Source organism: Ruegeria sp. L11, assembly GCF_056531755.1.
This window is the reverse complement of the sequence record NZ_JBQFMI010000003.1, coordinates 146970-173825: the sequence shown is the minus strand read 5'-3', so window position 1 is coordinate 173825 and position 26856 is coordinate 146970. Positions and strand designations below refer to the sequence as shown.

General features: G+C 58.5%; 23 protein-coding genes. 13 read left to right on the top strand and 10 right to left on the bottom strand.

The genetic code is table 11. The features are described from left to right. Nucleotides 1–45: 45 nt before the first annotated feature. Nucleotides 46–2661: a DNA mismatch repair protein MutS gene (gene mutS / locus ACR0CE_RS09045; protein WP_480832158.1), complete on the bottom strand. Its 2616-nt coding sequence runs from the start codon at nucleotides 2659–2661 to the stop codon at nucleotides 46–48. Nucleotides 2662–2821: 160 nt separating this feature from the next. On the opposite strand from mutS, the gene ACR0CE_RS09040 reads away from it, so the two are divergent. After that, on the top strand, nucleotides 2822–5077 hold the full coding sequence (locus ACR0CE_RS09040) for an NADP-dependent malic enzyme (protein ID WP_267363735.1): 2256 nt from the start codon (nucleotides 2822–2824) through the stop codon (nucleotides 5075–5077). Between the two features lie 3 nt (nucleotides 5078–5080). Beyond that, complete coding sequence (locus tag ACR0CE_RS09035) at nucleotides 5081–5953, top strand: ribokinase (protein ID WP_480832019.1); 873 nt, start codon at nucleotides 5081–5083, stop codon at nucleotides 5951–5953. On the opposite strand, the gene msrA is transcribed toward ACR0CE_RS09035, so the two are convergent. The 4 genes from msrA to ACR0CE_RS09015 form a co-directional block, all read right to left on the bottom strand. Continuing rightward, nucleotides 5950–6621 carry a peptide-methionine (S)-S-oxide reductase MsrA gene (gene msrA, locus ACR0CE_RS09030; RefSeq protein WP_480587018.1) on the bottom strand — a complete coding sequence of 224 codons (672 nt, stop codon included), beginning with the start codon at nucleotides 6619–6621 and terminating at the stop codon, nucleotides 5950–5952. The two genes, ACR0CE_RS09035 and msrA, sit on opposite strands and share 4 nt — an antisense overlap. A 255-nt stretch (nucleotides 6622–6876) precedes the next feature. Continuing rightward, a complete protein-coding gene (locus ACR0CE_RS09025) occupies nucleotides 6877–7158 on the bottom strand; it encodes an SCP2 sterol-binding domain-containing protein (RefSeq protein ID WP_480482514.1) in 282 nt (93 codons plus the stop codon). Between the two features lie 79 nt (nucleotides 7159–7237). Beyond that, nucleotides 7238–7642 carry a DUF1810 domain-containing protein gene (locus tag ACR0CE_RS09020; RefSeq protein WP_480506947.1) on the bottom strand — a complete coding sequence of 135 codons (405 nt, stop codon included), beginning with the start codon at nucleotides 7640–7642 and terminating at the stop codon, nucleotides 7238–7240. Nucleotides 7643–7674: 32 nt separating this feature from the next. Further along, nucleotides 7675–8901 (bottom strand): argininosuccinate synthase, encoded by a 1227-nt coding sequence (locus tag ACR0CE_RS09015; RefSeq protein WP_480482512.1) that lies wholly within the window; start codon nucleotides 8899–8901, stop codon nucleotides 7675–7677. A gap of 257 nt (nucleotides 8902–9158) precedes the next feature. Here ACR0CE_RS09015 and ACR0CE_RS09010 point away from each other — a divergent pair, with 257 nt between their 5' ends. Next, nucleotides 9159–9806 carry a hypothetical protein gene (locus tag ACR0CE_RS09010; RefSeq protein ID WP_480832016.1) on the top strand — a complete coding sequence of 216 codons (648 nt, stop codon included), beginning with the start codon at nucleotides 9159–9161 and terminating at the stop codon, nucleotides 9804–9806. A gap of 58 nt (nucleotides 9807–9864) precedes the next feature. After that, nucleotides 9865–11091, top strand: a complete 1227-nt coding sequence (gene ilvA / locus ACR0CE_RS09005; RefSeq protein ID WP_480832014.1) for a threonine ammonia-lyase IlvA — start codon at nucleotides 9865–9867, stop codon at nucleotides 11089–11091. Here the strand turns inward: ilvA and ACR0CE_RS09000 are convergent. Beyond that, nucleotides 11088–11417 (bottom strand): Hpt domain-containing protein, encoded by a 330-nt coding sequence (locus ACR0CE_RS09000; protein ID WP_480832012.1) that lies wholly within the window; start codon nucleotides 11415–11417, stop codon nucleotides 11088–11090. The genes ilvA and ACR0CE_RS09000 overlap by 4 nt on opposite strands. Before the next feature lie 162 nt (nucleotides 11418–11579). Between ACR0CE_RS09000 and ACR0CE_RS08995 the strand changes: the two genes are divergently transcribed. After that, entirely contained in the window at nucleotides 11580–12854 is a 1275-nt protein-coding gene (locus ACR0CE_RS08995; protein WP_480832010.1) for a PP2C family protein-serine/threonine phosphatase, read from the top strand. Here ACR0CE_RS08995 and ACR0CE_RS08990 read toward each other — a convergent pair. Further along, nucleotides 12851–13294, bottom strand: a complete 444-nt coding sequence (locus tag ACR0CE_RS08990; RefSeq protein ID WP_209506899.1) for an NUDIX hydrolase — start codon at nucleotides 13292–13294, stop codon at nucleotides 12851–12853. The two genes, ACR0CE_RS08995 and ACR0CE_RS08990, sit on opposite strands and share 4 nt — an antisense overlap. Before the next feature lie 76 nt (nucleotides 13295–13370). Between ACR0CE_RS08990 and hslO the strand changes: the two genes are divergently transcribed. The 8 genes from hslO to ACR0CE_RS08950 all read left to right on the top strand — a co-directional run bounded on the left by hslO (nucleotide 13371) and on the right by ACR0CE_RS08950 (nucleotide 22610). Next, nucleotides 13371–14357, top strand: coding sequence for an Hsp33 family molecular chaperone HslO (gene hslO, locus ACR0CE_RS08985; protein WP_480832007.1), 987 nt, complete (start codon nucleotides 13371–13373; stop codon nucleotides 14355–14357). Then, nucleotides 14350–14946 (top strand): CoA pyrophosphatase, encoded by a 597-nt coding sequence (locus ACR0CE_RS08980; RefSeq protein ID WP_480832005.1) that lies wholly within the window; start codon nucleotides 14350–14352, stop codon nucleotides 14944–14946. The genes hslO and ACR0CE_RS08980 overlap by 8 nt, the downstream gene beginning before the upstream one ends. Continuing rightward, a complete protein-coding gene (locus ACR0CE_RS08975; protein ID WP_480832003.1) occupies nucleotides 14943–16097 on the top strand; it encodes a CCA tRNA nucleotidyltransferase in 1155 nt (384 codons plus the stop codon). Before ACR0CE_RS08980 ends, ACR0CE_RS08975 begins: the two co-directional genes overlap by 4 nt. A gap of 191 nt (nucleotides 16098–16288) precedes the next feature. Further along, nucleotides 16289–18127: an ABC transporter ATP-binding protein gene (locus tag ACR0CE_RS08970; RefSeq protein ID WP_480832001.1), complete on the top strand. Its 1839-nt coding sequence runs from the start codon at nucleotides 16289–16291 to the stop codon at nucleotides 18125–18127. Next, on the top strand, nucleotides 18124–19956 hold the full coding sequence (locus ACR0CE_RS08965; protein ID WP_480831999.1) for an ABC transporter ATP-binding protein: 1833 nt from the start codon (nucleotides 18124–18126) through the stop codon (nucleotides 19954–19956). The genes ACR0CE_RS08970 and ACR0CE_RS08965 overlap by 4 nt, the downstream gene beginning before the upstream one ends. A 39-nt stretch (nucleotides 19957–19995) precedes the next feature. Next, nucleotides 19996–21225: a class I SAM-dependent RNA methyltransferase gene (locus ACR0CE_RS08960; protein WP_480831998.1), complete on the top strand. Its 1230-nt coding sequence runs from the start codon at nucleotides 19996–19998 to the stop codon at nucleotides 21223–21225. A 21-nt stretch (nucleotides 21226–21246) separates the two neighbouring features. Beyond that, the gene (locus ACR0CE_RS08955; RefSeq protein ID WP_480831996.1) at nucleotides 21247–22032 is read left to right on the top strand and encodes an ion transporter; all 786 of its coding nucleotides are present in this window, start codon (nucleotides 21247–21249) and stop codon (nucleotides 22030–22032) included. A 59-nt stretch (nucleotides 22033–22091) separates the two neighbouring features. Beyond that, on the top strand, nucleotides 22092–22610 hold the full coding sequence (locus tag ACR0CE_RS08950) for a L,D-transpeptidase family protein (protein WP_480831994.1): 519 nt from the start codon (nucleotides 22092–22094) through the stop codon (nucleotides 22608–22610). Here ACR0CE_RS08950 and ACR0CE_RS08945 read toward each other — a convergent pair. The 3 genes from ACR0CE_RS08945 to ACR0CE_RS08935 are packed head-to-tail and all read right to left on the bottom strand — an operon-like array spanning nucleotide 22594 to nucleotide 26735. Then, nucleotides 22594–24045 (bottom strand): nodulation protein NodH, encoded by a 1452-nt coding sequence (locus tag ACR0CE_RS08945; protein WP_480831992.1) that lies wholly within the window; start codon nucleotides 24043–24045, stop codon nucleotides 22594–22596. The genes ACR0CE_RS08950 and ACR0CE_RS08945 overlap by 17 nt on opposite strands. 6 nt (nucleotides 24046–24051) lie before the next feature. After that, entirely contained in the window at nucleotides 24052–25752 is a 1701-nt protein-coding gene (locus tag ACR0CE_RS08940) for a DUF5927 domain-containing protein (protein WP_480831990.1), read from the bottom strand. After that, a complete protein-coding gene (locus ACR0CE_RS08935; RefSeq protein WP_480831989.1) occupies nucleotides 25749–26735 on the bottom strand; it encodes a glycosyltransferase family 2 protein in 987 nt (328 codons plus the stop codon). The genes ACR0CE_RS08940 and ACR0CE_RS08935 overlap by 4 nt, the downstream gene beginning before the upstream one ends. Nucleotides 26736–26856 lie beyond the last annotated feature (121 nt).

Here is a 26856-nt window from a genome sequence, read left to right as displayed (position 1 = left end):
AAGCCAAGCCTTCGGCGAGAGTATTTTTGAAAAGATGAAGGGCGGTCAGGATCTGGCCGCCTCTTTCAATTTGTAGATCAGATCCAGCGCCTCGCGCGGGGTCAGTTCGTCGGGCAGGACACCCTCCAGCATCTCGGTCACCGGCGAGGTTTTCGGTGCGGGCGGGGGTGGCGGCGCGGCTGCCGAGAACAGCGGCAGGTCGTCAATCAGCGCCTTTTGCTTGCCGCCTTCGCGTTCGGTTTTTTCAAGCTGGTCCAGAACCACCCGGGCACGTTCGACGACAGAAGCAGGTAAACCGGCCAGCTGCGCAACCTGCACCCCATAAGACCGATCAGCCGCGCCCTTGTGAACCTCGTGCAGGAAGATGATTTCGCCATCCCACTCTTTGACCGCTACGGTGGCGTTATCGACACCTTCGAGTTTACCGGCCAAAGCAGTAAGCTCATGATAATGCGTGGCAAACAATGCGCGACATTTGTTGGCCGCGTGCAGGTGTTCCAATGTGGCCCAAGCGATGGACAGGCCGTCATAGGTGGCGGTACCGCGACCGATTTCGTCCAGGATCACCAATGCACGGTCATCGGCCTGATTCAGAATGGCGGCGGTTTCGACCATCTCGACCATAAAGGTCGACCGCCCCCGCGCCAGATCGTCCGAGGCTCCGACGCGGCTGAACAGCTGACTGACGACGCCAATATGCGCCTCTTCGGCCGGAACATAGCTGCCCATTTGGGCAAGCAGTGCGATCAGGGCGTTCTGGCGCAGAAAGGTTGACTTACCGGCCATGTTCGGACCCGTCAGTAACCATATCGCTGCGCCGTTTTCGACGGTCAGATCGCAATCATTGGAAATGAATGCATCGCCGCTTTGCTGCCGGAGGGCGTGTTCCACAACCGGGTGTCGACCGCCCTGCACATTGAATGCGCGAGAGGCATCAACCCTTGGACGGCACCAGTTTTCACCCCGCGCAAGATCAGCCAAGGCGGTCGTCACGTCCAGTTCGGCAAGCCCGCGGGCGGCTTGATTCAATCGGGAAGCGAGGTCCAAGATAGCGCCAGAAAGCCTTTGATAGAGCCGCTTTTCAATCTCCAGCGCCAGATTTCCGGCGTTCAGGATACGCGTTTCGATCTCGGACAGTTCGACGGTTGTAAACCGCACCTGATTGGCTGTCGTCTGGCGATGGATATAGGTTTCGCTAAAGGGTGTGTTCAGCATCTTTTCGGCATGGGTGGCCGTGGTTTCGATGAAGTAGCCCAGCACGTTGTTGTGCTTGATTTTCAGCGAGGTGATGCCGGTGTGTTCGACGTAATTTCGTTGAAACCCGGCGATGACGGACCGGCCTTCGTCGCGCAAGGTGCGGGCCTCGTCCAGTTCAGCGTCAAAACCTGGCGCGATAAAGCCTCCGTCGCGGGTCAGAAGCGGGGGCTCGGCCACCAACGCCTCGTCCAGCAAGGTCAGCAAGTCATCGAAACCAACAAGGTTCTGAAGCGCGGTTGCCAGCAACACCGGTAAATCCTGACCGGTGCAGATTTCGGCAATCGTGGCCGCCTGGGTCAGGCCATTGCGAATGGCTGTCAGGTCACGAGGCCCGCCGCGTTCTAATGACAAACGCGACAGGGCGCGGTCCAGATCCGGGGTTTTGCGCAAGGCTTCGCGCAGATCAGACGCGATCAGGCTGTCACCAGCGGCGAAACTGACTGCGTCAAGCCGGGCATGGATCACATCCAGATTTCGAGAAGGGCTTGAAAGCCGCTGTTCCAGCAATCGCGCGCCACCGGGGGTAACGGTCCGGTCAACGACAGAAAGAAGCGATCCTGCGCGTCCGCCGGACAGCGAGCGGGTCAGTTCCAGATTGCGGCGCGTTGCAGCGTCGATCTGAACGACCCGATCCTCAGATTCTTTCAGCGGCGTTTGCAGCAGGGGCAGTTTGCCCTTTTGCGTAATCTCCAGATAGTCGATCAGCGCGCCCATCGCGGACACTTCGGCGCGGCCGAAATTGCCGAACGCGTCCAAGGCACCCACGTGAAACAGCCCGCAGATGCGCTTTTCCGCCGCCGTGCTGTCGAAGCTGGCGCGCCCGACCGGGGTCAGTGAAATCCCCAGATCAAGCAGCGTTTCGTTCAGCTTTTCCTGCGCCCCATCGGCCACGATCAGTTCGGAGGGCGCAAGACGGGCTAGCTCGGGGCTGAGCCGGACCGAGGTCAGGGGCATCACGTGAAACGCGCCCGTCGAAATATCAGCCCAGGCAAGCGCGGCCTCGTCCCGGACCTCGGCATAGGCAGCCAGAAAGTTGTGCCGGCGCGCCTCAAGCAATGCGTCCTCGGTCAGTGTTCCGGGCGTGACCAGTCGCACGACATCGCGCTTTACGACCGATTTAGAGCCTCGTTTCTTTGCTTCAGCCGGGCTTTCCATCTGTTCGCAGACCGCAACGCGAAAACCCTTGCGGATCAGGGTCAGAAGGTATCCTTCGGCCGAATGCACCGGCACGCCGCACATCGGGATGTCTTCGTCATTGTGCTTGCCGCGCTTGGTCAGGGCGATGTCCAACGCCTCGGCAGCGTTGACGGCATCCTCGAAGAACATCTCATAGAAATCACCCATGCGATAAAACAGCAGGGCATCCGCGTGGGCCTCTTTGATTTCGAGGTATTGCGCCATCATTGGCGTGACTGTGGACAAAAGCGGCCCCCTTCTGGCGTTTTCCGGTCGTGACCTTACAAACCCGGCCCCTGCAGCGAAAGGCGAAAAGTATTCCCGTTGAGGCGCGCGCTCGCCTGCGCTATGAGGCGTCAGCCCTGAAGTCATGGAACCGACATTTAAGATGCCCAAAGCGAAGATCACCAAAGAAGAGGCATTGGCCTTTCACCTGGACCCCACCCCCGGCAAGTGGGAGGTGCAGGCCACCGTCCCCATGACAACGCAGCGTGATCTGTCGCTGGCCTACAGTCCGGGTGTGGCCGTTCCCTGCGAGGCCATCGCGGAAAACCCGGAAACGGCTTATGACTATACCAACAAGGGCAACCTCGTGGCCGTAATCTCGAACGGAACGGCAGTGCTGGGCCTTGGTAACCTTGGTGCGCTGGGCTCGAAGCCGGTGATGGAAGGCAAATCGGTCCTGTTCAAACGGTTCGCCGATGTGAACTCGATCGATATCGAGCTGGACACCGAAGACCCGGATGAATTCTGCCGTGCGGTGCGCCTGATGGGGCCGACCTTTGGCGGCATCAATCTGGAAGACATCAAGGCGCCCGAGTGTTTCATCATCGAACAGCGCCTGAAAGAAGAGATGGACATCCCCGTCTTTCACGATGACCAGCACGGCACGGCCGTGATCTGTGCTGCGGGCCTGCTGAACGCGCTGCATATCTCGGGCAAGAAGATCGAGGACGTGAAAATCGTTCTGAATGGTGCAGGTGCCGCGGGGATTGCCTGTATCGAACTGCTCAAGGCAATGGGCGCACGGCATGAAAACTGCATTGTCTGCGATACCAAGGGCGTGATCTATCAGGGCCGGACAGAGGGCATGAACCAGTGGAAATCGGCCCACGCGATCACGACCGACTTGCGCACATTGGAAGACGCGATGAAGGGGGCGGATGTGTTCCTGGGTGTTTCGGTGAAAGGCGCGGTCACGCAGGATATGGTTGCCAGCATGGCCGACAATCCTGTCATCTTTGCGATGGCCAACCCCGACCCCGAGATTACTCCGGAAGAAGCGCACGAGGTTCGCGTGGATGCGATCGTTGCTACCGGACGCAGCGATTACCCAAACCAGGTGAATAACGTTCTGGGCTTCCCCTACCTGTTCCGCGGCGCGCTGGACATTCACGCACGCGCCATCAATGATGAGATGAAGATCGCCTGCGCCCACGCACTTGCAAATCTGGCGCGCGAGGATGTGCCGGATGAGGTCGCCATGGCCTATGGAAAGTCGCTGACCTTTGGGCGGGACTATATCATCCCCACCCCATTCGACCCGCGTTTGATCCATCGCATTCCACCGGCCGTTGCAAGGGCGGGGATGGACACCGGTGCCGCGCGCCGTCCGATCATCGATATGGACGCGTATGAGCTGAGCCTGAAATCCCGGATGGACCCGACCGCCAGTATCCTGCGCGGTTTGAACGCCCGTGCGCGTCAGGCGCAAAGCCGCATGATTTTCGCCGAGGGCGACGATCCCCGGGTATTGCGCGCAGCGGTCATGTATCAGCGGTCTGGTTTCGGCAAGGCACTTGTGGTGGGTCGGCCGGACGATGTGAAGACCAAACTGGAAGCAACGGGCCTGGGCGACGCTGTGCGTGAAATCGAGGTCGTGAATGCCGCCAATACCACGCATCTCGAAACCTATTCGAACTTCCTGTATCAGCGCCTGCAGCGTAAGGGGTTTGACCGCAAAGACATTCACCGTTTGGCTGCACGGGACCGCCATGTGTTTTCTTCGCTGATGCTGGCCCACGGGCATGGTGATGGTCTGGTCACTGGCGCAACCCGCAAGTCCGCGCATGTGCTCGACCGGATCAACCATGTGTTTGATGCAGATGCGGCCAACGGTGCTGCCGGTGTGACAGCTTTGCTGCATAAGGGCCGGATTGTCCTGATTGGCGACACTTTGGTACATGAATGGCCCGACGAAAACGATCTGGCGAATATTGCCGAGCGTTCGGCCGCAGTTGCCCGGCATATGGGGCTGGAGCCGCGCGTGGCTTTTGTCAGCTTCTCAACCTTTGGCTATCCGGTGTCAGAACGTGCTGAAAAGATGCACCGTGCCCCGGCTGTTCTGGATCGGCGCGGCGTCGACTTTGAATACGAGGGTGAAATGACGGTGGACGTCGCCCTGAACATCGAACAGCAAGCAGCCTATCCGTTCTCGCGCCTGACCGGTCCGGCGAATATCCTGATCGTTCCGGCCCGGCATTCGGCATCAATCTCGACCAAGCTGATGCAGGAAATGGGCGGAGCGACCGTGATCGGCCCGATCCTGTCAGGCATCGACAAGCCGATCCAGATCTGCTCGACCGTCTCGACTGCGAACGATATTCTGAACATGGCCATTCTGGCCTCTTGCGACATCGGATAAGTCATGACGATCTGGAATCTCGGCTCGATCAACGCGGATATGGTCTATGACCTGCCGCATTTGCCTGCGCCGGGGGAAACTCTGGCCGCCCGCGGGCTGGATCGGTTCCTGGGCGGCAAGGGGGCCAACATGTCGGTGGCCGCTGCGCGTGCGGGATCACGCGTTAGTCACATTGGTGCCGTGGGGCCCGATGGGCGCTGGGCCAAGGATCGACTGACAGAATATGGTGTGGATACGCGCCATATCTCTGAGGTGGATGTTCCCACGGGCCACGCCATCATTGCGGTGGATGCCGAGGGTGAAAACCTGATTATCCTGTATCCCGGGGCCAATCACGCATTGGAACCTGCCCATCTGGGGCAGGCGCTGGCCTCGGCAAACACCGGTGATCTGCTGATTTTGCAGAATGAAACCAATGCCCAGGTCGAAGCGGCGCAGCTGGGGCGCAAGCTTGGCCTGACCGTCTGTTATGCCGCGGCCCCGTTTCAGGCACCGGCCGTTCAGGGCGTTCTGCCCTATCTGGATTTCCTGATCCTGAATGAGGTGGAGGCCGAGCAACTGCGTCAGGAAACCGGTCTGAGCATCGCTGATCTGCCCGTTCGGCATGTCATCGTTACCCTCGGCTCAAAAGGCGCGAGGTACTTGCAGCAGGGCAACGATCCGGTCGAGTTTCCCGCGCATAAGGTGCGGGCGGTGGATACCACAGGGGCAGGCGACACCTTCACCGGCTACGTGCTGGCAGGCATGGATCGTGGAATGCCAATGGAGCAGGCCATTTTGCAGGCAAACCGCGCCGCAGCCCTGATGGTCATGCGGCACGGAACTGCGGATGTCATTCCCGATCTGAAAGAAGTGCGTGACGCATCCTTTGACTAGGACCCTGCAAATGGGGCATCCCCGCCCCAAAGCTGCTTGACGCGCGCGTCACGACCACAGGCTTTGCGATACGCTTTGTAGGCGTTGTGCTGGCGCTTTGGCCCAAAGCGGGTAAGGACCAGTTTGTTGCCTTTGTAATAATCCTGATGATACGCCTCGGCGGGGTAAAAGGGTCCTGCGCTCAGAACCGGGGTGACAATGGTCTGGCCCAGCGCTTGCTGTGCGTCTGCTATGGCTTGTTCTGCCAACGCCTTTTCGCCTGTGTTAGAGACGAATATCGCAGTTCGATAGCTGTCGCCCCGATCGCAGAACTGGCCACCTGCGTCTGTCGGATCAACCGAGCGGAAAAACATGTTCAGAAGTGACGCGCGAGAGACCCGCGCCGGATCGAACGTGATCTGAACCGCCTCGTAGTGGCCGGTTCCCCCTTTTGAAACCTGATCATATGTCGGATCCGCGGATGTGCCACCGGTGTACCCTGACACCGCCCCGATTACGCCGGGCACGGATTCGAAATCGGATTCCACGCACCAGAAACACCCGCCAGCCACCGTCAGCGTTTCGGTTCCTGCAGCCGGGGCGGGCAGCGCGCGCAACAGTGCAGCCAATGCAATCAGTGTAAACAGAAGGGCTGGTCTGACGGTTTCAAAATAAGCAGTCCGCATCATGTCAGGTCTCCTTTTAAGATGAGATTGACGCGGGTTCGACCCCCTTGCAATTGCCTGTCATGCAATGTCACGCGCTGGTGAGACGAGTTTATCGTCTGCGATCACGCGTAAACGGCCCACTTGAAAGGCGGACGAAACCACCGTTCATTTGCGACGGATCATGCGCGATAGGTATCCCGATGGGGAACGGCGGTACACCGCGGGCGGGACCGCCGGTCTGGCTGGCCTGGGACAAAGGCCAGCTTTGCAGTAAACTCAGCCCAGCAGTTGCCCCAGCTTCATCGCAACACCCATATTGCCCGAGATCTTGAGCTTGCCCAAAGCAACGCCGGTCATCGGGTTCAGCTTTCCGGTCAACAGCTTGGTCAGGTTCTCCTGCGAGATGCGGATTGTGCAATCCGTGTCCCGATCCTGCGTCGTTGCCTGATTGTCCGCCAGAACAATCACACCGTCCGCGCCGCAATCGAATTTGAGCGAACCGTCAAAGCTTTTGCCGTTCAGCCCTTTTTGAATTCCATCGGCGATGTCCTGAAGCATTCGGGGTCCTTTCACGGTTTCCGAATGCGTAATGCGTCAGGTGCCGAACAGGCAAGGCTGACCCAACTGGAACTTCTGATCACGATGCGCCGAGGATCTGAACCGTCCGGTCACAAGGCTTACCGCCATAGAAGGCGTCCAATACAGCACGAAACTCGGGCGGAGCATCTGCCACAGATGAAAACAATGTCATCGAAGACCGCAGCTTTTTCGCGTCAATTCCGCCCAGAATGTCGCGGGCATCGCGCCCCGTGTGCAGCAGCATCAGCGAGGCCGCCTGCCTAAGCCGGTCGCGCAGTTCCGGGTGGTTCAGATAGCGTGTCGCCTCGTCCAGACCTTCAATGCCGTAAAGCTGCGCCATATGGGACTGGCCCAGCTCGGCCAGTTGGGGAAACACGAACCACATCCAGTGGCTGGTTTTCTGCCCCTGTTCAAGTTCGCGCAGGACATCGGCCCAAACCGTGTCCTGCGCCTCGATGAACATATCGAGCTCGTCGTCGGTATCGTCGTCGTCGATCACTTGGACAGGCGCTTGTTGCGCGCAGCCAGCAGTTTCAGACGCAGCGCATTCAGCTGGATAAAGCCTGCCGCATCTTTCTGATCGTACGCACCTGCATCCTCTTCGAAGGTCACATGTGCCTCAGAGTACAGCGAATGATCCGACCAGCGGCCCACGGTCGAGGCCAGACCTTTGTACAGTTTCACACGAACGGTGCCGGTGACATGCTCTTGCGATCTGTCGATGGCGGCTTGCAGCATCTCACGCTCGGGGCTGTACCAGAAACCGTTATAGATGAGTTCCGCATATTGCGGCATCAGCTGGTCTTTCAGGTGCATCGCGCCGCGGTCCATGGTGATGGATTCAATGCCACGATGCGCTTCCAGCAGGATGGTGCCACCGGGTGTCTCATAGATACCGCGCGACTTCATGCCCACGAACCGGCCTTCGACCAGGTCCAGACGGCCAATACCGTGCTTGCCGCCATATTCGTTCAGCTTGGTCAGGATTGTAGCTGGGCTCATCGCCTCACCGTTGATGCTGACGGCGTCGCCTTTTTCAAAACCGATTTCGATGAATTCGGGCTCATTCGGGGCGTCTTCGGGGTGGACGGTGCGCTGGTAGACATAGTCGGGCGCCATATCGGCGGGGTCTTCCAGAACCTTGCCCTCGGATGAGGTGTGCAGCAGGTTTGCATCAACCGAGAACGGTGCCTCACCGCGTTTGTCCTTGGCAATCGGAATTTGGTTCTGCTCGGCGAATTCCAGCAGCTTGGTGCGGCTGGTCAGATCCCATTCGCGCCACGGTGCAATGACCTTGATGTCTGGGTTGAGCGCGTAAGCCGCCAGTTCGAACCGCACCTGATCGTTGCCCTTGCCGGTTGCGCCGTGGGCAACAGCATCAGCACCAGTGGCCTCGGCAATCTCAACCAGACGTTTCGAGATCAGCGGCCGTGCGATCGAGGTACCCAGCAGGTACAGCCCTTCATATTGCGCATTGGCACGGAACATCGGGAAGACGAAATCGCGGACAAACTCCTCGCGGATATCCTCGATATAGATGTTCTCGGGCTTGATCCCCAGCAATTCGGCCTTTTGGCGTGCGGGCTCCAGTTCCTCGCCCTGACCCAGATCGGCGGTGAAGGTCACGACCTCACAGCCATACTCGGTCTGCAGCCATTTCAGAATGATCGAGGTATCAAGGCCACCGGAATAGGCCAGAACAACTTTCTTGGGCGCGGACATCTGACTTCCCTTTATGCGTAGAACGATTGGCCCCTAGCGGGTTTTGGACGCGGGGGCAAGTTGGTGCGCGTTGACGAAGGCCGGGAAATGAGGTGAAACGGAGGGAAAGAGAACAAGGATTGGTTGAGAGGGCAGTTTTAGGATGCTGGGCTACAAGATTTTTAGGCATGCGGTATTAATGCTTTTGGACAACATATCAGTCGCGTTGAGATTAAGCTTTTTTCCGTTTCTTGTTTTAGGCACCGCATTCTATTTTTTTGACTATTTTTCAGACGGAAAGTTTGCCGGAGACCGATAAACTCTCTCCGATGTTGGGCGTGTCTCTAGCTGGCTTTGTACTCGCAGTCCTCTATTTGATCGTACTGGTTTGGGTTGCCGTAGGCTGGCATCGTTACGTACTTCAGAACGTTGAACCACATCTCGCGTGGCCAGTATGGGACGGAGACCGTATGTGGGCCTATGGCGGCGCATTTCTTCGGATTATCCCATTGAGCATTCTACTGAGTCTTGTCGCTGTTTTTATTTTTCTGGTACCTGCAGCCGTTTTTTATGATGGCGGGGTGTCAACTGATGACGGCACCTTTCTTGGTTTTTTGCTTGGTGTCGTCATTTCGTACATTTCGTTTAGGCTTTCGCTCGTGTTACTGGCTGCGGCAGTTGGGGAATTTATGAAAGTTCCAGATTCGTGGCGCAAAACCAAAGAGTTCTCTAAGCCGATTTTTGTTGCCGCACTTTGTGTTGGAGTTCTTACAGCAATACCGAATTTGTTGCTACATACACCTCTGGCCCCAATCATAGGCAGCTTTGTCTATTTCCTAGTTGCGCAATGGTTTCTGCTCATGCTGGGCGTCAGCATCATGACGGCCCTTTACGGTTTTGTCGTCGAGAAGCGCGAACTACGCTGACGCCCGTACACATATGTATTCCTTGCCCTTATCACGCTGATGGGGCAGGGAGGCGGGCATGACCGACTTCATGACCCGCGCCCGCGCCGCCGAAGAGGCGATGCGCTCTGTCTTCCCGGCAACGCCGTTGCAGCGCAATGCCCACCTGTCCGACCGTTATGGGGCGGATATCTGGCTCAAGCGCGAAGACCTGAGCCCGGTGCGCTCCTACAAGATCCGCGGTGCCTTTAACGCCATGCGCAAGCAGCAGGGGCAGGACCTGTTCGTCTGTGCCAGCGCGGGCAATCACGCGCAGGGCGTGGCCTTCATGTGCAAGCATCTGGGCGTCCGGGGCGTGATCTTCATGCCGGTTACCACTCCGCAGCAGAAAATCCAGAAAACCCGCATATTTGGCGGGGATAACGTCGAGATTCATCTGATCGGTGACTATTTCGATGACACGCTTGCTGCCGCTCAGGCGTGGTGCGTACAGCAGGGCGGATATTTCCTGTCGCCTTTTGACGATGCCGATGTGATCGAAGGGCAAGCCTCGCTGGCGGTTGAAATCGAAAGGCAGATGGGCGGTGCGCCCGATCACGTTGTGCTTCCCGTGGGTGGAGGCGGCATGTCCGCCGGTGTCGCCACATGGTTCGGGGACCGCACCCATTGCCTGTTCGTCGAACCGGCCGGAGGGGCCTGTCTGCGCGCAGCCCTGGCGGCGGGGCATCCTGTTTCGCTGGATCATGTGGATACCTTTGTCGATGGCGCGGCGGTCGGGCGGATCGGTGAAAAGCCGTTCGAGTTGTTGAAATCACGTCACCTGTCGGACGTTCTGGTCCTGTCCGAGGACCGTATCTGCACCACCATGATCGAGATGCTGAATGTCGAAGGCATCGTGCTGGAACCTGCGGGGGCGCTGGCGATCGAGGCAGTAGGCGATATCCAAAGCTTTGTGCGCGGAAAGACCGTGGTCTGCCTGACATCCGGCGGCAATTTCGATTTCGAACGCCTTCCCGAGGTCAAGGAACGTGCGCAGCGGTATTCCGGTGTGAAAAAGTACTTCATCCTGCGCCTGCCGCAGCGACCCGGCGCCCTGAAAGAGTTCCTGAATATTCTCGGCCCCGAGGATGATATCGCCCGGTTCGAATACATGAAGAAATCGGCGCGCAATTTCGGCTCGGTTCTGATCGGGATCGAAACCCGCAAGCCGGAAAACTTTATGCGCCTGTTTGCCCATCTGGACGATGCAGGGTTCACCTATACCGACATCACCGAGGACGAGACGCTGGCACAGTTCGTGATCTAGCTCAGTTTCTCATTCAGCTCAGCTTCAAACACGGTTTTCGAGCTGTCGAAAACGGCCAAAAGCGCTGGCAGATCAACCTCGGCCCCTTGCCCTGCCGCCGCCTGCCGTTCCCCATCCTGGCAGAGTTTCGAGAATTGATCGAACCCCAGGCTCAATGCGCTGCCTTTCAGGAAATGCAGGTTCTGCTCCAACTCGGCCCGGTTGGTGTCGCGGCGCAGGCGGGTGATCACGTCCTGCACTTCTTCCAGAAATATCTCGACCACCTCATCGAATTCCTCGGGGCCGACTTCATCCCGCAATTGTCTGACTCTGGCCCAGTGGATCATGATGTACACCAGCTAATGAATGGTCATGGTTCTGAATAGACGCGCCCGGTAAAAAGCAGGTTAACGGGGCCACTCTTCGGCAATCGTCACTCTTCACCGGATGTTAAATCTGTCGGCGATAGGTTCGCCATAAGTGACGAAACTCATCAGAGAAAAGGGTAAATGGTGCCGGGGGCGAGTTTTGAGGAAACCAGACCTGATCTGGATTTCGGCGCGATCCGCACGGTGCTGGTCGTGGATGACAGCCGCCTGCAACGGCGCATTCTGGTGGCCTCGCTCAGGAAATGGGGGTTCGAGGTGATCGAGGCCGATACAGGCCATGCCGCTTTGGCGCTTTGCGTCGATAATCCGCCCGATCTTGTGCTGAGCGACTGGGTCATGCCGGGGATGAGCGGGCTTGAATTCTGCTGTGCCTTTCGGGCTTTGGAAACGGATCAATACAGCTATTTCATCCTTCTGACATCCAAAAGCGAAAAGCAGGAGGTCGCGCGCGGTCTGGATGCCGGGGCCGACGATTTTCTGATCAAGCCGCTTGAGGCGGACGAATTGCGCGCCCGGATTTCAGCTGGTGCGCGCATTCTGGACATGCAGCGCGAGCTCTCACAGAAGAACCGCCTGATCGAATCCGCGCTCGAGGAACTCAGGCTGGCGCATGACGCGATCGACAAGGACCTGATGCAGGCGCGGAAAATTCAGGAATCGCTGGTTCCCGAACTGACCCGGACATTCGGCAAATCGCGGGTCAGTTTGTTGCTGAAACCCTGTGGTCATATCGGCGGTGATCTGGTGGGGATGTTCTCGCCCGGGGTGAACCGGCTTGGGTTCTACAGCATCGACGTATCCGGGCATGGCATCACCTCGGCCATGATGACGGCGCGATTGGGGGGGTATCTGTCCAGCAAGCATTTCGATCAGAACGTCGCAATGGAGCGGAGGTTCGACAAGTTTTACGCACTTCTGCCACCGAAACATGTGGCTGAAACGCTCAATTCCCGGCTGATGGCCGATGAAGGTATCGAAGAGTATTTTACGATGATCTACGCCATCGTCGACCTGCGCAACGGGCATCTGAAAATGGTGCAGGCCGGGCATCCGCACCCGCTGCTGCTGCGGCAGGGTGGCCGCGCCGAGTTTCTTGGTGACGGAGGCTTGCCCATAGGATTGATCGAAGATGCGCGCTTTCAACAAATCGAGACGCAGATGCAGCACGGCGACAAGCTGCTGCTGTACTCGGACGGGTTTACCGAATGCCAACTGGCTGGCGGCGGTTTGCTGGAAGAAGACGGTTTGCGTCAGATGGCGCAACAGAGCATGTCGGAAAGGGGCGGGTCAGAGTTTCTGGACGATATGTTCTGGCGTTTGACGCAAGTGATGTCACCCAAAGACGGTATCGGAGATGATGTCTCGGCCGTCTTTTTTGAGTATAACGGACCTTAAAGCGAGCCGAGGTGTATTTCGGCAAAGTGCCGGTCACCGCCATTTCCCAGTAAACAGACGGCGTCGGCGGTTTCCATCCACAGCGCTTCGTGAAACGCTTCGGTCGGCGGGCCTATGCGGCGCACGGGGCGGGCGCGATAGATCAGGCAGACCTTCTCGGCCCACAGGTCATATTCCGGCATAAAGGTGAAGCGCCGAAAGGCGCCGATCCGTCGGGGGGCCGCAATAAGCCACCCGGTCTCTTCAAAGACTTCGCGGTGCAGGGCGGTAATTGGTGATTCGCCCGGATCAATACCTCCGCCGGGCAATTGCAGGTCGGGTCCTGGCTCGGTCTGGCAGGTCAGCAAAAGGTGACTTCTGCGGGGCAAAAGTGCGTACACACCGACACGTCGCGTGTATTTCCGCCCCGGCTCTGGGGTTTCACCGAACCGCCTGATCATGTATGGCCCCTTACAACCCAATCTGTTCGACCTATATGGTGCCGGTATGCCAACCTGTGGCGCGTAAGGAAACCCCATGTCTCTTGGAACGAAAATCGCGTGGGACGATACCGTCCTGCCCTTTCAACTCGATGTATCGGATATGCGTGGCCGTGTGGCTCGTCTGGATGGTGTGCTGGATGGCATCCTCAAGCAGCATGACTACCCCGAACAGGTCGAGGCGCTGGTGGCCGAGATGGCCCTGCTGACCGCATTGATCGGGCAGACGGTTGCGCTGCGCTGGAAACTGTCGTTGCAGGTGCAATCCAAGGGGCCTGTGCGCATGATTGCGACCGACTATTACGCACCCAAGGCCGAAGGCCAGCCGGCGCAGATCCGGGCCTATGCCAGCTTTGACCGTGACCGGCTGACAGATGCGACACCCTTCGACCAAGTGGGCGAGGGGTACTTTGCCATCATGATAGATCAGGGCAAAGGCACGCAGCCCTATCAGGGTATCACGCCGCTGACCGGGGCCTCTCTCAGCGCCTGCGCCGAGGCCTATTTTGCGCAGTCCGAACAGCTGCCAACCCGGTTCTCACTGAGCTTTGGCAAATCGACCGAGCCCGGCGTGAATGAACACTGGCGTGCCGGTGGTATCATGTTGCAGCATATGCCCAAAGCCTCGCCATTCGCCGCCTCGGGGGAAGGCAATGGCGAGATTCTGACCGCCAGCGATCTGGTCGACGGCGAAGAGGGCGAAAACTGGGGCCGGGTCAATATCCTGCTGGACACAGTCGAGGATCTTGAGCTTATCGGTCCTTCGATTGCGCCGACTGATTTGTTGGTCCGGTTGTTCCACGAAGAACAGCCACGGGTCTATGATGCGCAGTCCGTGCAGTTTGGCTGCACCTGTTCCGAAGACCGGGTACGGCAGAGCCTGTCGATCTACTCGGCAAAGGACCTCGAAAAGATGACGACGCCCGAAGGTCAGGTCACCGCCGATTGCCAGTTCTGCGGCGCACACTATGTGCTCGATCCGTCAACGGTTGGCTTTGAAGCCGAAGACCGCAAGGGTGCTTGACCCGATTGAACAGATCCGGACGGCGCTGCGCCGTCCCGGTCACGGGTCAAGCGATTTTGACCTGAACCCGGATACAGTCCTGCCACCCGGCCGCCGCCTGCGCCCGGCGGGGGTTCTGGTTGCAATCTCGCTTGCGGATGAAACCCCTCGGGTGATCCTGACGAAACGGTCGTCGGCCCTCAAGCATCATCCGGGTCAGATCGCGTTTCCCGGCGGCAAACAGGACGAAGGGGATGCGGATGTCACGGCAACGGCCCTGCGCGAAGCACAGGAAGAGATCGGCCTTCCAGCGGACCTTCCCGAAATCCTAGGTTACCTGCCGACGCATGAAACTGTCACCTCATTCACGGTCACACCCGTGGTGGCCATTCTTCGAAAGGGATTTCAACCTGTTCCGGAACCCGGCGAAGTCGACGAAGTTTTTTCGACCCCCCTTGCGCATCTCTTGAATCCCAAGAATTATCTGGTTGAATCGCGCCGTTGGCGCGGCCAGAAACGCAGATATTACACAGTTCCGTACGGCCCTTATTACATATGGGGTGCGACGGCCCGCATATTGCGCGGGCTTGCAGCGCGGGTGAATGAATGATGCAGATTGAGGAGCTTTGGGTCAGCGAACCGGCGACCCAAAAGGTATGCGCCGCCCTGACCTCATCCGGGGCGCAGGCGCTTTTTGTGGGTGGGTGCGTGCGCAATGCACTGCTGGGCGCGCCGGTGTCGGATATCGACATTGCCACTGATGCCCGGCCTGAACGGGTTGTCGAGATGGCGCAGGCTGCCGGCCTCAAGGCCATCCCCACCGGTATCGACCATGGCACGATTACAGTGGTCAGTGCCGGTATCCCGCACGAGATCACCACTTTCCGGCGTGACGTCGAAACCGACGGTCGCCGCGCCGTCATCGCCTTTTCCGATCACGTCGAAGAAGATGCTGCGCGGCGCGATTTTACCATGAATGCACTTTATGCAAGGCCCGATGGCTCTGTGTTAGACCCGCTTAACGGGCTTCCCGACCTTCAGGCCCGGCGGGTGCGGTTCATCGGTGAGCCTGAGGACCGCATTCGCGAAGACTATCTGCGGTCACTGCGCTATTTCCGGTTTCACGCCTGGTATGGTGACCCGGATGCCGGTTTCGACCCGGACGCGCTGGCTGCCATTGGTGCCAATCTTGACGGGCTGACCTCGTTGTCGCGGGAACGCGTCGGGGCGGAACTGCTGAAGCTGCTGGGCGCGCCTGATCCGGCCCCAGCCATTGCGACGATGCGCAGCACGGGCGTATTGGCAAAATTGCTGTCGGGTGCGGATGACCGGTCACTGGCTCCTCTGGTCGCTTTGGAACATGCGGCAGGTGCCGAACCGAACCCCGTGCGCCGACTGGCGGCCATCGCGACACCCGAAGACGCCGCAACCCTGCGCCTGAGCCGTTCGCAACTGCAACGCCTGACCGGAATGCGGAGCGAAGCGCAGTCAACCACCAGCGTGGCTGAACTGGGCTATCGGTATGGTGACGAAGGCGGTTTGAACAAAACCCTTTTGCGGTGCGCTTTTTTTGAACAGCCCTGGTCCGAAAGCTTCAGACAGGACCTGCACGCAGGCGCAGCCGCGCGTTTCCCGATACAAGCCAAAGACCTGATCCCCGGGTTTACCGGACCGGCGCTGGGCCAAAAGCTGGCCGAGCTTGAAAGCCGGTGGATCGCGTCGGGTTTTGCGCTGTCGCGCGAGGACTTGCTTGCAAGTTAATGTTTAGTCTCAAAAGGGGATGACAACTTTGGTCCATTGTGGTTAGGTGCGCCCGTCACATGGATGGAGGAATGCGAATGTATTACGGGATCTGGTTCGGCTAAAGCCGGGACACTTGCCCCGTAAAGGGTGGTGTTCAGGCGCCATCTGTCTTCGCACGTCTTTATCTCTGCTCAATCGGAGCACACTCCATGTTTCGCTATTTCGAAAACCTTGTTGACCCTTTTGTCGCCTATCATGAGGCTGACGCGCCGCCGACCCGGCTGTGGCCGTTTCTGCTGGACTATTCGCGCCCGTTCTATCGGGTGTTTGTCTGGGCTGCGCTGATTTCCATTATCGTCGCCGGTGTCGAGATTGGGTTGATCTATTATATGGGTCGTGTCGTCGACCTGTTGGGTGGCACACCAACCGAGGTGTGGCAGAACCACGGGACCGAGCTGCTGTTGATCGCGGCCTTTGTCCTGTTTCTGCGCCCTTTGTTGCATCTGGTCGACGTACTGATCCTGAACAACACGATCCTGCCGAACTTTGGCACTCTGATCCGCTGGCGCGCCCATAAGCACGTTCTGCGTCAGTCGGTTGGCTGGTTCGAGAATGATTTTGCCGGACGGATTGCCAACCGGATCATGCAGACACCGCCCGCGGCGGGTGAGGTGATCTTTCAGGTCTTTGACGCGATTTCCTTTTCACTGGCTTACCTGATCGGGGCGGCAATCCTGCTTTATGCTGCGGATGCGCGCCTGCTGATCCCGCTGCTGGTCTGGTTTGCGTTCTACGCGATGCTGGTGCGCTGGACTGTTCACCGTGTCGGGCCGGCGTCCAAGGCGGCATCCGATGCGCGGTCAACCGTCACGGGCCGCGTCGTAGACAGCTATACCAACATTCATTCCGTCAAGATGTTCGCCCATGGCCCGCAAGAGCTGGACTATGCCCGTGAAGCGATCGAGGAAACCCGCCGGACATTCCAGATCGAGATGCGGATTTTCACCATCATGGATGCGGTTCTGGTTACCCTGAACGGGGTGCTGATCGTGGGTGTCGTGGGTTGGGCAATTGCCTTGTGGATGCAGGGTTCCGCTTCGGTTGGCGTCGTTGCGGCAGCAACCGCGCTGACCCTGCGCCTGAACGCCATGACCGGATGGATCATGTGGGCGCTGACCAGCTTTTTCCGCCAGCTTGGTATCGTGGCCGAGGGGATGGAGACCATTGCCCAGCCCATCGACCTGCTTGACGCGCGCGAAGCCAAACCCCTGCGGTTGACCAGGGGTGAAATTCAGATCCGGGATCTCTCGCACCATTACGGGCGCGAGGCCGGTGGGCTTGACCACATCAACCTGACCATTCAGCCCGGCGAAAAGGTCGGTCTCATTGGGCGGTCGGGTGCCGGGAAATCGACCCTGGTAAAGCTGCTTTTGCGGTTCTATGACATCGAACGCGGTGCCATTCTGATCGATGATCAGAACATTGCGGGTGTCACACAGGACAGCCTTCGCAGCCATATCGGCATGGTCCAGCAAGACAGTGCGCTGCTGCACCGGTCTGTGCGCGACAACATCCTTTACGGCCGCCCGGACGCGACCGAGGCGCAGATGATTGCCGCAGCCAAACAGGCCGAAGCGCATGCGTTCATCCTTGACCTGCAAGATCCGCAGGGGCGCACCGGGTATGACGCGCATGTGGGTGAGCGGGGCGTAAAGTTGTCTGGTGGTCAGCGGCAGCGGGTAACGCTGGCCCGGGTGATCCTGAAAGACGCACCAATCCTCTTGCTGGATGAGGCGACATCGGCGTTGGATTCCGAGGTCGAAGCGTCAATTCAGGAAACGCTCTACGGCATGATGCAGGGCAAAACCGTGATCGCCATCGCCCACCGGCTCAGCACCATTGCGCAGATGGATCGCATTCTGGTGATGGACGGGGGCCGCATCGTCGAAGAGGGCGCGCATTCTGATCTGTTGGCGCAGGGCGGCCTTTACGCGCAGTTCTGGGCGCGGCAATCTGGCGGCTTCATGAACCCGGAGGCCGCTGAATGAAGATTGCCGATCTCATCTATCCGTTCAGGACCACTGAAACGCCCCCGCCGCAGACATTGGGGGCGTTCATTCGCTGGAGCCTTTCGGGCGCCTGGCCCATGCTGTTTGTCGCCGCGTTCTTTTCGGCGCTGGCTGGCGCGATGGAGGCTGGAACAGCATGGATTCTGGGGCGTGTGATCGATGTGGCAACATCCAGCGGGCCCGAGCATTTCATGACCGCCGGGAATATGTGGATGATCTTTGGGGCGGTGGTGTTCTTCATGCTGCTGCGCCCGATCCTGTTTGGGCTGTCTTCAATTTCGAACAACTATATCGTGATGCCCAACATCACGCCTTTGGTGCTGGCCAAGCTGAACCGCTGGACGCTGGGCCAGTCTGTCACCTATTTCGACGATGATTTCGCCGGGCGCATCGCCCAGAAACAGATGCAAACGTCGAACGCCATGGCCTCGGTCGTGTCCGAAACGATCAGTGCGATAGTGTTTGCATTGGCGTCGCTGGTGGGCTCTTTGCTTTTGTTAGGGTCTATTCATCCTTTGGTGATGCTGCCTTTTGCGGCCTGGTTGGTGGTCTATTTCCTGCTTGTGCGCTGGTACCTTCCGCGTATTCGCATGCGCTCGGCCGCACGCGCTGGGGCGCGGGCGATGGTTTCGGGGCAGGTGGTTGACACGATCACCAACATCAAAACCGTCAAGCTTTTTGCACACTCGGATTTCGAAGATCAGGCCGCGCGGCATTCAATGGTCGAGCTGCGGAAAAAATCACTGGCGTTCGGCAAGCTGTCGGCCAGTTTCCGGTTCGTCCTGATGGCGCTTGCCGGCATTCTGCCTGTTCTCCTGCTGGGGGCGACGCTGTGGTTATGGCAGTTCGGAATGGCAACCGCAGGTGACATCGTTGCTGCGGGCGCGGTGTCGGTTCGCATTTCGCAGATGACCGGATGGGTCAGCTTCACGTTGATGGGCCTCTATGCCAATGTGGGCGAGATTGAAAACGGGATGAAGACGCTGGCCAGACGGGACAGGGTCGAAGATGCGCGCAGCGCGAAGGATCTTGATGTGACCGAAGGATCCATCTCGTTTGAAGATGTCAGTTTTGCATACGGCCGGGATGTGGGCGGTGTTACGGACCTGACGCTGACTGTGAAACCGGGCGAGAAGCTGGGGATTGTCGGCGCCTCAGGGGCGGGTAAATCAACGCTCGTTTCGCTGCTTCTTCGGCTCTATGACAGGGAAAATGGCGCTATTTGCATCGATGGGCAGGACGTGTCGCAGGTCACGCAGGACAGTTTGCGCCGCCAGATCGGCATGGTCACGCAGGAAACGGCGATGTTCAACCGGTCCGCCCGCGAAAACATCCTCTATGGTCGCCCGGACGCGTCCGAGGCCGAGTTGATCGAAGCAGCAATCAAGGCCGAAGCGCATGACTTCATCCTGAGCCTCAAGGATGGCCATGGCCGCACCGGCTATGACGCTCATCTGGGCGAGCGTGGCGTAAAGCTCAGCGGTGGCCAAAGGCAACGGATCGCCCTTGCACGCGCCATTCTCAAGGATGCGCCAATTCTGGTTCTGGACGAAGCAACCTCAGCCCTTGATTCCGAGGTCGAGGCGTCGATTCAATCGGCGCTTCATCGGGTGATGCAGGGCAAAACCGTTCTGGCCATCGCCCACAGATTGTCGACGCTCAGCGAGATGGACCGGATCATCGTTCTGGATCAGGGGCAAATCGTGGAAACCGGAACGCACGAGGATCTTTTGGATCAGGGCGGGCTTTATGCCCGGTTCTGGCATCGGCAATCTGGTGGTTTCATTCAGGCGGAAGCTGCCGAATAAGGGTTTTGTTGAACCCAAAGCCCGGCTATCAGGCCCCTCATGACGCAGAAATACACAATCACCCGGCTCGGCCATCAGGGCGACGGCATCGCTGATGGGCCCGTTTACGCTCCGCGCACCCTTCCGGGTGAGGTTGTCAGCGGCACCCTTGTTGATCAGGTGCTGACCGATATCCGCGTCGAAGTACCGTCTGATGTCCGGGTGAAAGCCCCGTGCCGCCATTACAAAGCCTGCGGTGGCTGTCAGCTGCAACACGCCTCCGACGTGTTTGTCGCCGACTGGAAGCTGAGCATTGTCCGCAACGCCCTGTCCGCGCAGGGGGTTGAGGCGCCGATGCGTCCGATACACACATCTCCCGAACACTCACGCCGACGCGCCACGATTGCCGTCAGGCGGACCAAGAAAGGCACATTGGCCGGGTTCCATGGACGTGCATCGGATACGATCACCGAAATCCCGGATTGCCTATTGCTTGACCCGGCCCTGATCGCCGCCATTCCCGCAGCCGAGGCGCTGGCGGTTCTGGGCGGCAGCCGCAAGGGCGTCTTGGCCGTCACGCTCACCCTGTCCGAAGGCGGGCTGGATGTGGCCGTCAAGGGCGGCAAGCCCCTGGATGGGCCGCTGGAACTGGCACTCGCGCAAGCGACCGAAAATCACGGTCTGGCGCGGCTCAGCTGGGATGGTGAAGTGATCGCCATGCGCCACGCTCCGGTTCAGCGCTTTGGGGCCGCCGCCGTCACGCCACCACCCGGTGCCTTCCTTCAGGCGACCAAGGACGGAGAACAGGCTCTATTACAGGCCGTTTCCGAGGCAACACGGGGTGCGAAACGAATTGTTGACCTGTTTGCGGGCAGCGGCACATTCTCATTGCCTCTGGCAGAAAAAGCCGAGGTTCACGCGGTCGAAGGTGCCGCGGACATGGTGCAGGCGCTGGATCAGGGCTGGCGCAGGGCGCAAGGTCTGAAACGCGTGACGACCGAGGCCCGCGACCTGTTCCGTCGTCCATTGATGCCGGATGAACTGAAATCGTTTGATGCAATCGTTCTGGACCCGCCCCGCGCCGGTGCCGAGGCACAGGTGGCCGAGCTGGCACAGGCCAGACGCCCGGTGATTGCCTATGTGTCGTGCAACCCCGTCACCTTCGCGCGCGATGCAAAAATACTGGTTAACGCAGGCTACACCCTTGAATGGGTGCAGGTCGTTGACCAGTTTCGATGGTCGTCACATACGGAACTTGCTGCGCGGTTTACCCTGAACGCCGCATCTTGATCAAACAGGAGAAAGCGACCCATGGGTTTCAGACAGCGTTTGCTGAACATCATCGAAGCGCCCGCATTCGGGCAATTCATAACGGCTGTCATCATCTTTAACGCAGTGCTTTTGGGGATGGAGACGTCGCCGACCCTGATGGAAGCCGCCGGACCGCTGATTGTGATGCTGGACAAGCTGTGCCTTGCGATCTTTGTGGCGGAAATCGCCATGAAGCTGACCGCGACCGGACGCAGGTTTTTCACAAACGGCTGGAACAATTTCGATTTCCTGATCGTCGGCATTGCGCTTGTTCCCAGCGCCGGAGGCCTGTCGGTTCTGCGGGCCCTGCGAATCCTGCGGGTTTTGCGCGTGATTTCCGTTGCGCCAAGACTGCGCCGGGTGGTTGAAGGGTTCATCTCGGCCCTGCCGGGAATGGCCAGTGTGTTCCTGCTGATGGCAATTCTGTTCTATATCGGTGCCGTGATCTCAACCAAGCTGTTCTCGGCAACCTTCCCGGATTGGTTCGGCGATCTTGGCCTGTCGGCCTATACACTGTTTCAGATCATGACGCTTGAAAGCTGGTCGATGGGGATCGTCCGCCCGGTGATGGAGGTTTATCCCTATGCCTGGCTGTTCTTCGTCCCCTTCATCATGGTCACAACCTTTGCGGTGGTGAACCTATTGGTGGGTCTGATCGTGAATTCCATGCAGGATGCGCATCATGCCGAGGATGAGGTCAAAACAGACGCGTATCGTGATGAGGTTCTGGAACGGTTGGAGAGCATCGAGCGTCACCTGACAGGAAACTTGAACATCAAAAAGTGATTTCAGTTTTCGCATTTTTTGGCATAATAAGCCCCAAAAAACAAAGCAGGCAGTGAAACATGGATCGTCGAGCATTCGGATTGGGGGCGGTAGCAACGCTGGGCCTATCGGCTTGTGCATCAGCCCGTCCAAATTTTTTGACTTATGATGGCCCCGAGGTCACCTCGCTGGTGGTCAACAAGGGCGCGCGCAAACTTTATTTGTTGCACCATGAAGAAATCCTCAAGGAATATGATGTGGATCTGGGGTTTGCGCCAAACGGTACCAAAACCAAACGCGGAGACGGTCGTACGCCCGAAGGAAGTTACCTGATCGATCGCCACAACCCCAACAGCCGCTATCACCTGTCGCTAGGCATCTCGTATCCCAACTCTCAGGATATCGCCAAGGCCAAAGCAGCAGGGGTTGATCCGGGCGGGGACATCTTCATTCACGGGCAGCCCAATCTGCGATCCGAGTTCAAACGCGCCAAGAAAACACCGGATTGGACAGCTGGATGCATCGCGGTCAAGAATGAAGAGATCGAGGAAATCTATGCGATGGTCAACCGGGGGACGCTGATCACCCTGCGCCCTTAGGGGGCAAAGGCGTCCACGCTCCAAACCCGAAAATTTCATAGTCGCGCTGGTAGGTCTCGGATGCCAGCGCTTCAAGTTGTTCGTCATAGATCTGACCCAGCTTATACGGAACATCCGGCACGCACCGGCCGGGCGCAGGCGGATTGGGGTGGCCTGTTGAGCGGGCCAGATCCGGCAGCGCCGTGGTCAGCTCTTCTTCCCGCAGAATCAGGTCCGGCATCAGAAAGCTGGCAATGCCATCCAGCGTGCGGGACTGGCTGCACCACGTCCCGTCAACGCGGATCGGCGTCTGACCGTTGAGGTTCATGCGCAGGAATCCAAGGAACGCCAGAAACGCATCCCGATGCTGTTCGACCGAGTAATTGGTGTCGCGCACTTGCCCGGGGATCGGCAGGTCGAGACGGTTGCGCAGGTAATTGCGAACCATCTTGTAACTGCCAGGCCCGGTATCCAGAATGTACTGGCAAAACGCCGAATGCGCCCGTGCCAGCGGGTGGCGCAACACGGTGAACTTCCGGTGTCCGGGGTGGTCTTGCATCCAGGCGCGGATTTCCTTGCGGTTCCGGTTTGTGACCAGATCGTCCGCAGAACAGCCATCCAGCTCGGCCATCCATTGCGCGATAACAGGCTCTATTCCGCCGCGAATGGGCAAATACATCAAATTTGATCTGGCTGCGGCGATATATTGCGGTACCGCCGCCCCTCGGTTTGGCTCGAAACGGGTGGGCTGGTGCAATCCGAACCTGTCCAGCCTGGACAGGGCGTCTTGCATCTCATCGGGGTTGGTGACCTTCGATACGGCAGGTGCCGGGTTTTGCGGTTTCAGAGTGTCGTCCAGCTTGCTCAGCCGCGCCTCAACCCCCAGCCATGCGGCCAGACCGTTCAGAACGTCCAACTCGGCCAGGTCGTCATAGGTGATAAAAAAGGCAGTCTGACCGGTCTTCTGTAAATGCTGCCGCAACATGTCTTGATGGCTGTGGAGCTGATCGAGATACTCAGAAAACTCAGCGCCGTCGAATGCAACCTGGGCATCGACGCGGCGCTTCACGTTCTTCAGCAGCCATTGCTGCGTGGCGCGTGCGATTTTCAGGGACAGAAAACTGTCCAGCGGATTGCGTGTGAGAATGATCTTGGCACAGCGTGGATCGTTCAGCACTGGCTTCAGAATGCGTGGGTCATGGTCCTGGAAATACCGAAAACCGTTCAAGTCGCCCGGTGCCGACCTGATTGCCTTCAACAGCCGCATCGGATCTGCGTCGCGGTCTTCCAGCGACAGACCCAGAAGGGTATCGGACTTCAGGTTGCCGGCAAAATGCGGGTTGAAGGCTTCGCCATGGCAGGAAACCCCTTCCAGCGCGTTCAGATTGGCCTCAAGAAGGTTCGACCCTGTGCGCATGGCAGCCAGAACAACGAAGTAGTTAAAATTGGCTGGCATGGGTGATTACTGCACCAGATAGGGTTTGCGATAGGGTTTCGTCTGACGGCCGAACACATCGTCCGAAGGAAAATCGCCCATCAGGTAAGGGTGCATACCCTGGTTCTTGAGGTTTTGCAGGAACTTCCCGAAGCCGGACAGATCGACCATTGTAGGCGCTTCTGTCAGGTGGCTGGACTGATGCGCGCCAATCTCGTCCAGGATTGTCTGCAGGGGCTCCATCGGCGCTTCAAGGAAATCGGCCAGCGACCAGCTGCGCATCCGCGCCTTGGTCCAGACCGAGGTCAAAACCTCAAGCTGTTTGGTTTCGATCTGTTGCAGACGCGCGGCCTCGCTCCGGATGTCCGAGAAGTTCAGGTTCGACCGGAACAGCGGAATTGCCCAGGCCCCGGTGATGACCGAGATTTGCGCATTCTTGTCCCGCGCCAGAAACCAGTTGATGTCCTGCGTGTCGCGCGGGCTGAACTGGAAACACTGGCGTTCGCCGCGTGTGTTCCAGATCAGGTTCGACAGAAAGGCCGTCGGATTGTAATCCCGCAGCAAAGCACAATCGCTGAGCGCACCGTTTGTAATGGTTTCACCCTTTGCAAATTCCGCACGCTCGGGTCCGAACAGATGCCCGTGCACGCGTGTGCCAGTGGCCGCGGCCAGCCATTCTTCGAAATCTTCAAACAGTTCGGAAAAGCCCTGAAATACGGAATAGGGTGACGAGGTAAGGCCGTTTTCACTGCCGTGCCGGGGAAACCGGCTTTGCATGTACAGCCCGTCACGCCCCCTTGTCCGCCGCTCGACCGCCTTGGAAAACACGCGGTCAATCTTGCCGGGATTGGGTTCTGCCGGTTTCATCGCACTGGCCTGATCGGTCAGAAACGCCTGATACAGCCGTTCCGCACGGGGCCAGATCTTGCGGGCAACAAAACAGTCTGATCGCCGCAGCAATTGCAGATGATCGTCGTAGAAAATGTGCGGGCGGCCCTGATAGTCAAACTTGGACAGGGTCAGGGATCGGCTCTCGATATGTGTGGAATACAGCCGCGCCAATGTCTGGAAATAGCTTTCATCCGGAATCCACACATGGCGGAAGTAGCTGTCATATTGTTTGCGCTTGGGGTCCTGCAGAATGGCAGACAGTGTTTGACGGGTCAGGCACCACCACTGGCTGCCCATATGCGGGACCAAACCGTCGGGGATTTTCCGGCGAAACCCGACCGCGCGCTGAAGCTTTACATATGCGTCGAACAATCCGCGCTGTTTTCGCCAGGAAAACGGGAACCGTAGCGTAAACCTCTCATGATCCAACCCGCCGATTGTCCAGCTGACATCAGACGTTGTCGCGCTTTCGATGAAATCGACACGAGGCCGGTCGGCCAGGTAATCGATCAGCTCCTGAACCGGGCGCAGCGGCAGGCAGGCCCCCGACGACAGGAATATGTGGCGCGTTTCCGGAAACCGCTCCAGCATCAGTTCGGACGCGCTTTGTGAAGCAGCAACGATGCCCCACCCGCCCCAGTCGCATTGATGCCGGTCGGAAAATGCGATCCGGGGATTGTCCGAACAGGATGCAACACATCGCGCGTATTCTTCACTCGGTACTTTGCGATCCACATGGATCACAACCGGGCATCCGGCAGCGGTCCAATGGCGCGCCACCTGTTCGGCCCGGTCCAGCGAGGTATGAACCAGCATGACGATGCCCAGACCGCTCATGCCCAGTTTCCTTTTGACATCAGGCCCAGAATCTCAAGCTGCCGCCAGTTGATATAGGCCTCGGACCACTCGCACCAGAATACGGGTTTGTCTTCAAGCTGTTTGGCATAGGCCTCGTATTCACCCGAGCCGCCATAGTGTTGGCCGCGTTGCAATTCTTCGCGCGCCTTGTCGCCAAGGGTGTCAATCAGCTTGGCATGAAGCAACGAGCCGCTGGCCTTTTCCCCACCCCATTCGTCGTACACCTGATTCAGCCCGCGCGGCAAAAGCGAGTGGGTCGAGCTGACATAGACATACCGGCGATCCCATTTGACCAGCGGGATCTTGTTCAGTGCCGGGGCTTTGGATGGCTTGTCGCGAAAGAACACACGCGCCCGCGCACCCCCCTGAATCCACAGGTTCTTGTAATCCGGGTTCTTGGTGATCGTGTAATTCCCCGGATCGAACCACCGCGCAATCTCAAAGGGATCCTGCCCCTCGCGATAGGTTTCGGCATCCACGGGTCCTTCGGGGTACATGTCGATCAGCATGGTGCCGAAGCTGCGTACGGCACTTCCGTCCAGCCAGTCTGTCAGGGCGCGGATCGGGCGGGTGTCGCAAAAGGGGTAGATAAAAAACTCATCCGGGTCGACGCTCAGAACCCAATGTCCATGCGCGTATTTGCGCAAAATGTAGTTCGACCAGTCCAGACCATAGCTTGCACGTTTGTAGCTGGTTGTCGTCCGCCAGACCGATACATCGGCCTGCTCTTTCAGGAATTCGAAACTGCCGTCATCGCTGTCATTGTCGATGAACAGAAAATGGTCGATGCCCAGTTTGCGGTAATATTCCAGAAAATAGGGCAGGCGAATTTTCTCGTTACGCACAACGCTCATCAACAGGATATCGTCACGGCGGATGGCAGACGTGTTGTTGCTGGCGGGCTTAAGTTCGCGCCGACGTCTGAGGCAGCGCAGAATACGGCGCTTGCGCCGCAATCTCATCTTGTATGAATCAAACAGGCTCACGCGACTGCCCAACCTTTATTATGACGCGAGCTTTCCCCGAACCCGCCGCGACCGCTGGTGCGACAGGACGTTGTCGGTTTATGCCACTTCTACCTCT

What these genes read in the sequence shown, in the direction of transcription:
- mutS (WP_480832158.1), bottom strand. Translation starts at nt 2,661, where the DNA reads ATGATGGCGCAATACCTCGAAATCAAAGAGGCCCACGCGGATGCCCTG.
- ACR0CE_RS09040 (WP_267363735.1), top strand. Translation starts at nt 2,822, where the DNA reads ATGCCCAAAGCGAAGATCACCAAAGAAGAGGCATTGGCCTTTCACCTG.
- ACR0CE_RS09035 (WP_480832019.1), top strand. Translation starts at nt 5,081, where the DNA reads ATGACGATCTGGAATCTCGGCTCGATCAACGCGGATATGGTCTATGAC.
- msrA (WP_480587018.1), bottom strand. Translation starts at nt 6,621, where the DNA reads ATGATGCGGACTGCTTATTTTGAAACCGTCAGACCAGCCCTTCTGTTT.
- ACR0CE_RS09025 (WP_480482514.1), bottom strand. Translation starts at nt 7,158, where the DNA reads ATGCTTCAGGACATCGCCGATGGAATTCAAAAAGGGCTGAACGGCAAA.
- ACR0CE_RS09020 (WP_480506947.1), bottom strand. Translation starts at nt 7,642, where the DNA reads ATGTTCATCGAGGCGCAGGACACGGTTTGGGCCGATGTCCTGCGCGAA.
- ACR0CE_RS09015 (WP_480482512.1), bottom strand. Translation starts at nt 8,901, where the DNA reads ATGTCCGCGCCCAAGAAAGTTGTTCTGGCCTATTCCGGTGGCCTTGAT.
- ilvA (WP_480832014.1), top strand. Translation starts at nt 9,865, where the DNA reads ATGACCGACTTCATGACCCGCGCCCGCGCCGCCGAAGAGGCGATGCGC.
- ACR0CE_RS09000 (WP_480832012.1), bottom strand. Translation starts at nt 11,417, where the DNA reads ATGATCCACTGGGCCAGAGTCAGACAATTGCGGGATGAAGTCGGCCCC.
- ACR0CE_RS08995 (WP_480832010.1), top strand. Translation starts at nt 11,580, where the DNA reads ATGGTGCCGGGGGCGAGTTTTGAGGAAACCAGACCTGATCTGGATTTC.
- ACR0CE_RS08990 (WP_209506899.1), bottom strand. Translation starts at nt 13,294, where the DNA reads ATGATCAGGCGGTTCGGTGAAACCCCAGAGCCGGGGCGGAAATACACG.
- hslO (WP_480832007.1), top strand. Translation starts at nt 13,371, where the DNA reads ATGTCTCTTGGAACGAAAATCGCGTGGGACGATACCGTCCTGCCCTTT.
- ACR0CE_RS08975 (WP_480832003.1), top strand. Translation starts at nt 14,943, where the DNA reads ATGATGCAGATTGAGGAGCTTTGGGTCAGCGAACCGGCGACCCAAAAG.
- ACR0CE_RS08970 (WP_480832001.1), top strand. Translation starts at nt 16,289, where the DNA reads ATGTTTCGCTATTTCGAAAACCTTGTTGACCCTTTTGTCGCCTATCAT.
- ACR0CE_RS08965 (WP_480831999.1), top strand. Translation starts at nt 18,124, where the DNA reads ATGAAGATTGCCGATCTCATCTATCCGTTCAGGACCACTGAAACGCCC.
- ACR0CE_RS08960 (WP_480831998.1), top strand. Translation starts at nt 19,996, where the DNA reads ATGACGCAGAAATACACAATCACCCGGCTCGGCCATCAGGGCGACGGC.
- ACR0CE_RS08955 (WP_480831996.1), top strand. Translation starts at nt 21,247, where the DNA reads ATGGGTTTCAGACAGCGTTTGCTGAACATCATCGAAGCGCCCGCATTC.
- ACR0CE_RS08950 (WP_480831994.1), top strand. Translation starts at nt 22,092, where the DNA reads ATGGATCGTCGAGCATTCGGATTGGGGGCGGTAGCAACGCTGGGCCTA.
- ACR0CE_RS08945 (WP_480831992.1), bottom strand. Translation starts at nt 24,045, where the DNA reads ATGCCAGCCAATTTTAACTACTTCGTTGTTCTGGCTGCCATGCGCACA.
- ACR0CE_RS08940 (WP_480831990.1), bottom strand. Translation starts at nt 25,752, where the DNA reads ATGAGCGGTCTGGGCATCGTCATGCTGGTTCATACCTCGCTGGACCGG.
- ACR0CE_RS08935 (WP_480831989.1), bottom strand. Translation starts at nt 26,735, where the DNA reads ATGAGATTGCGGCGCAAGCGCCGTATTCTGCGCTGCCTCAGACGTCGG.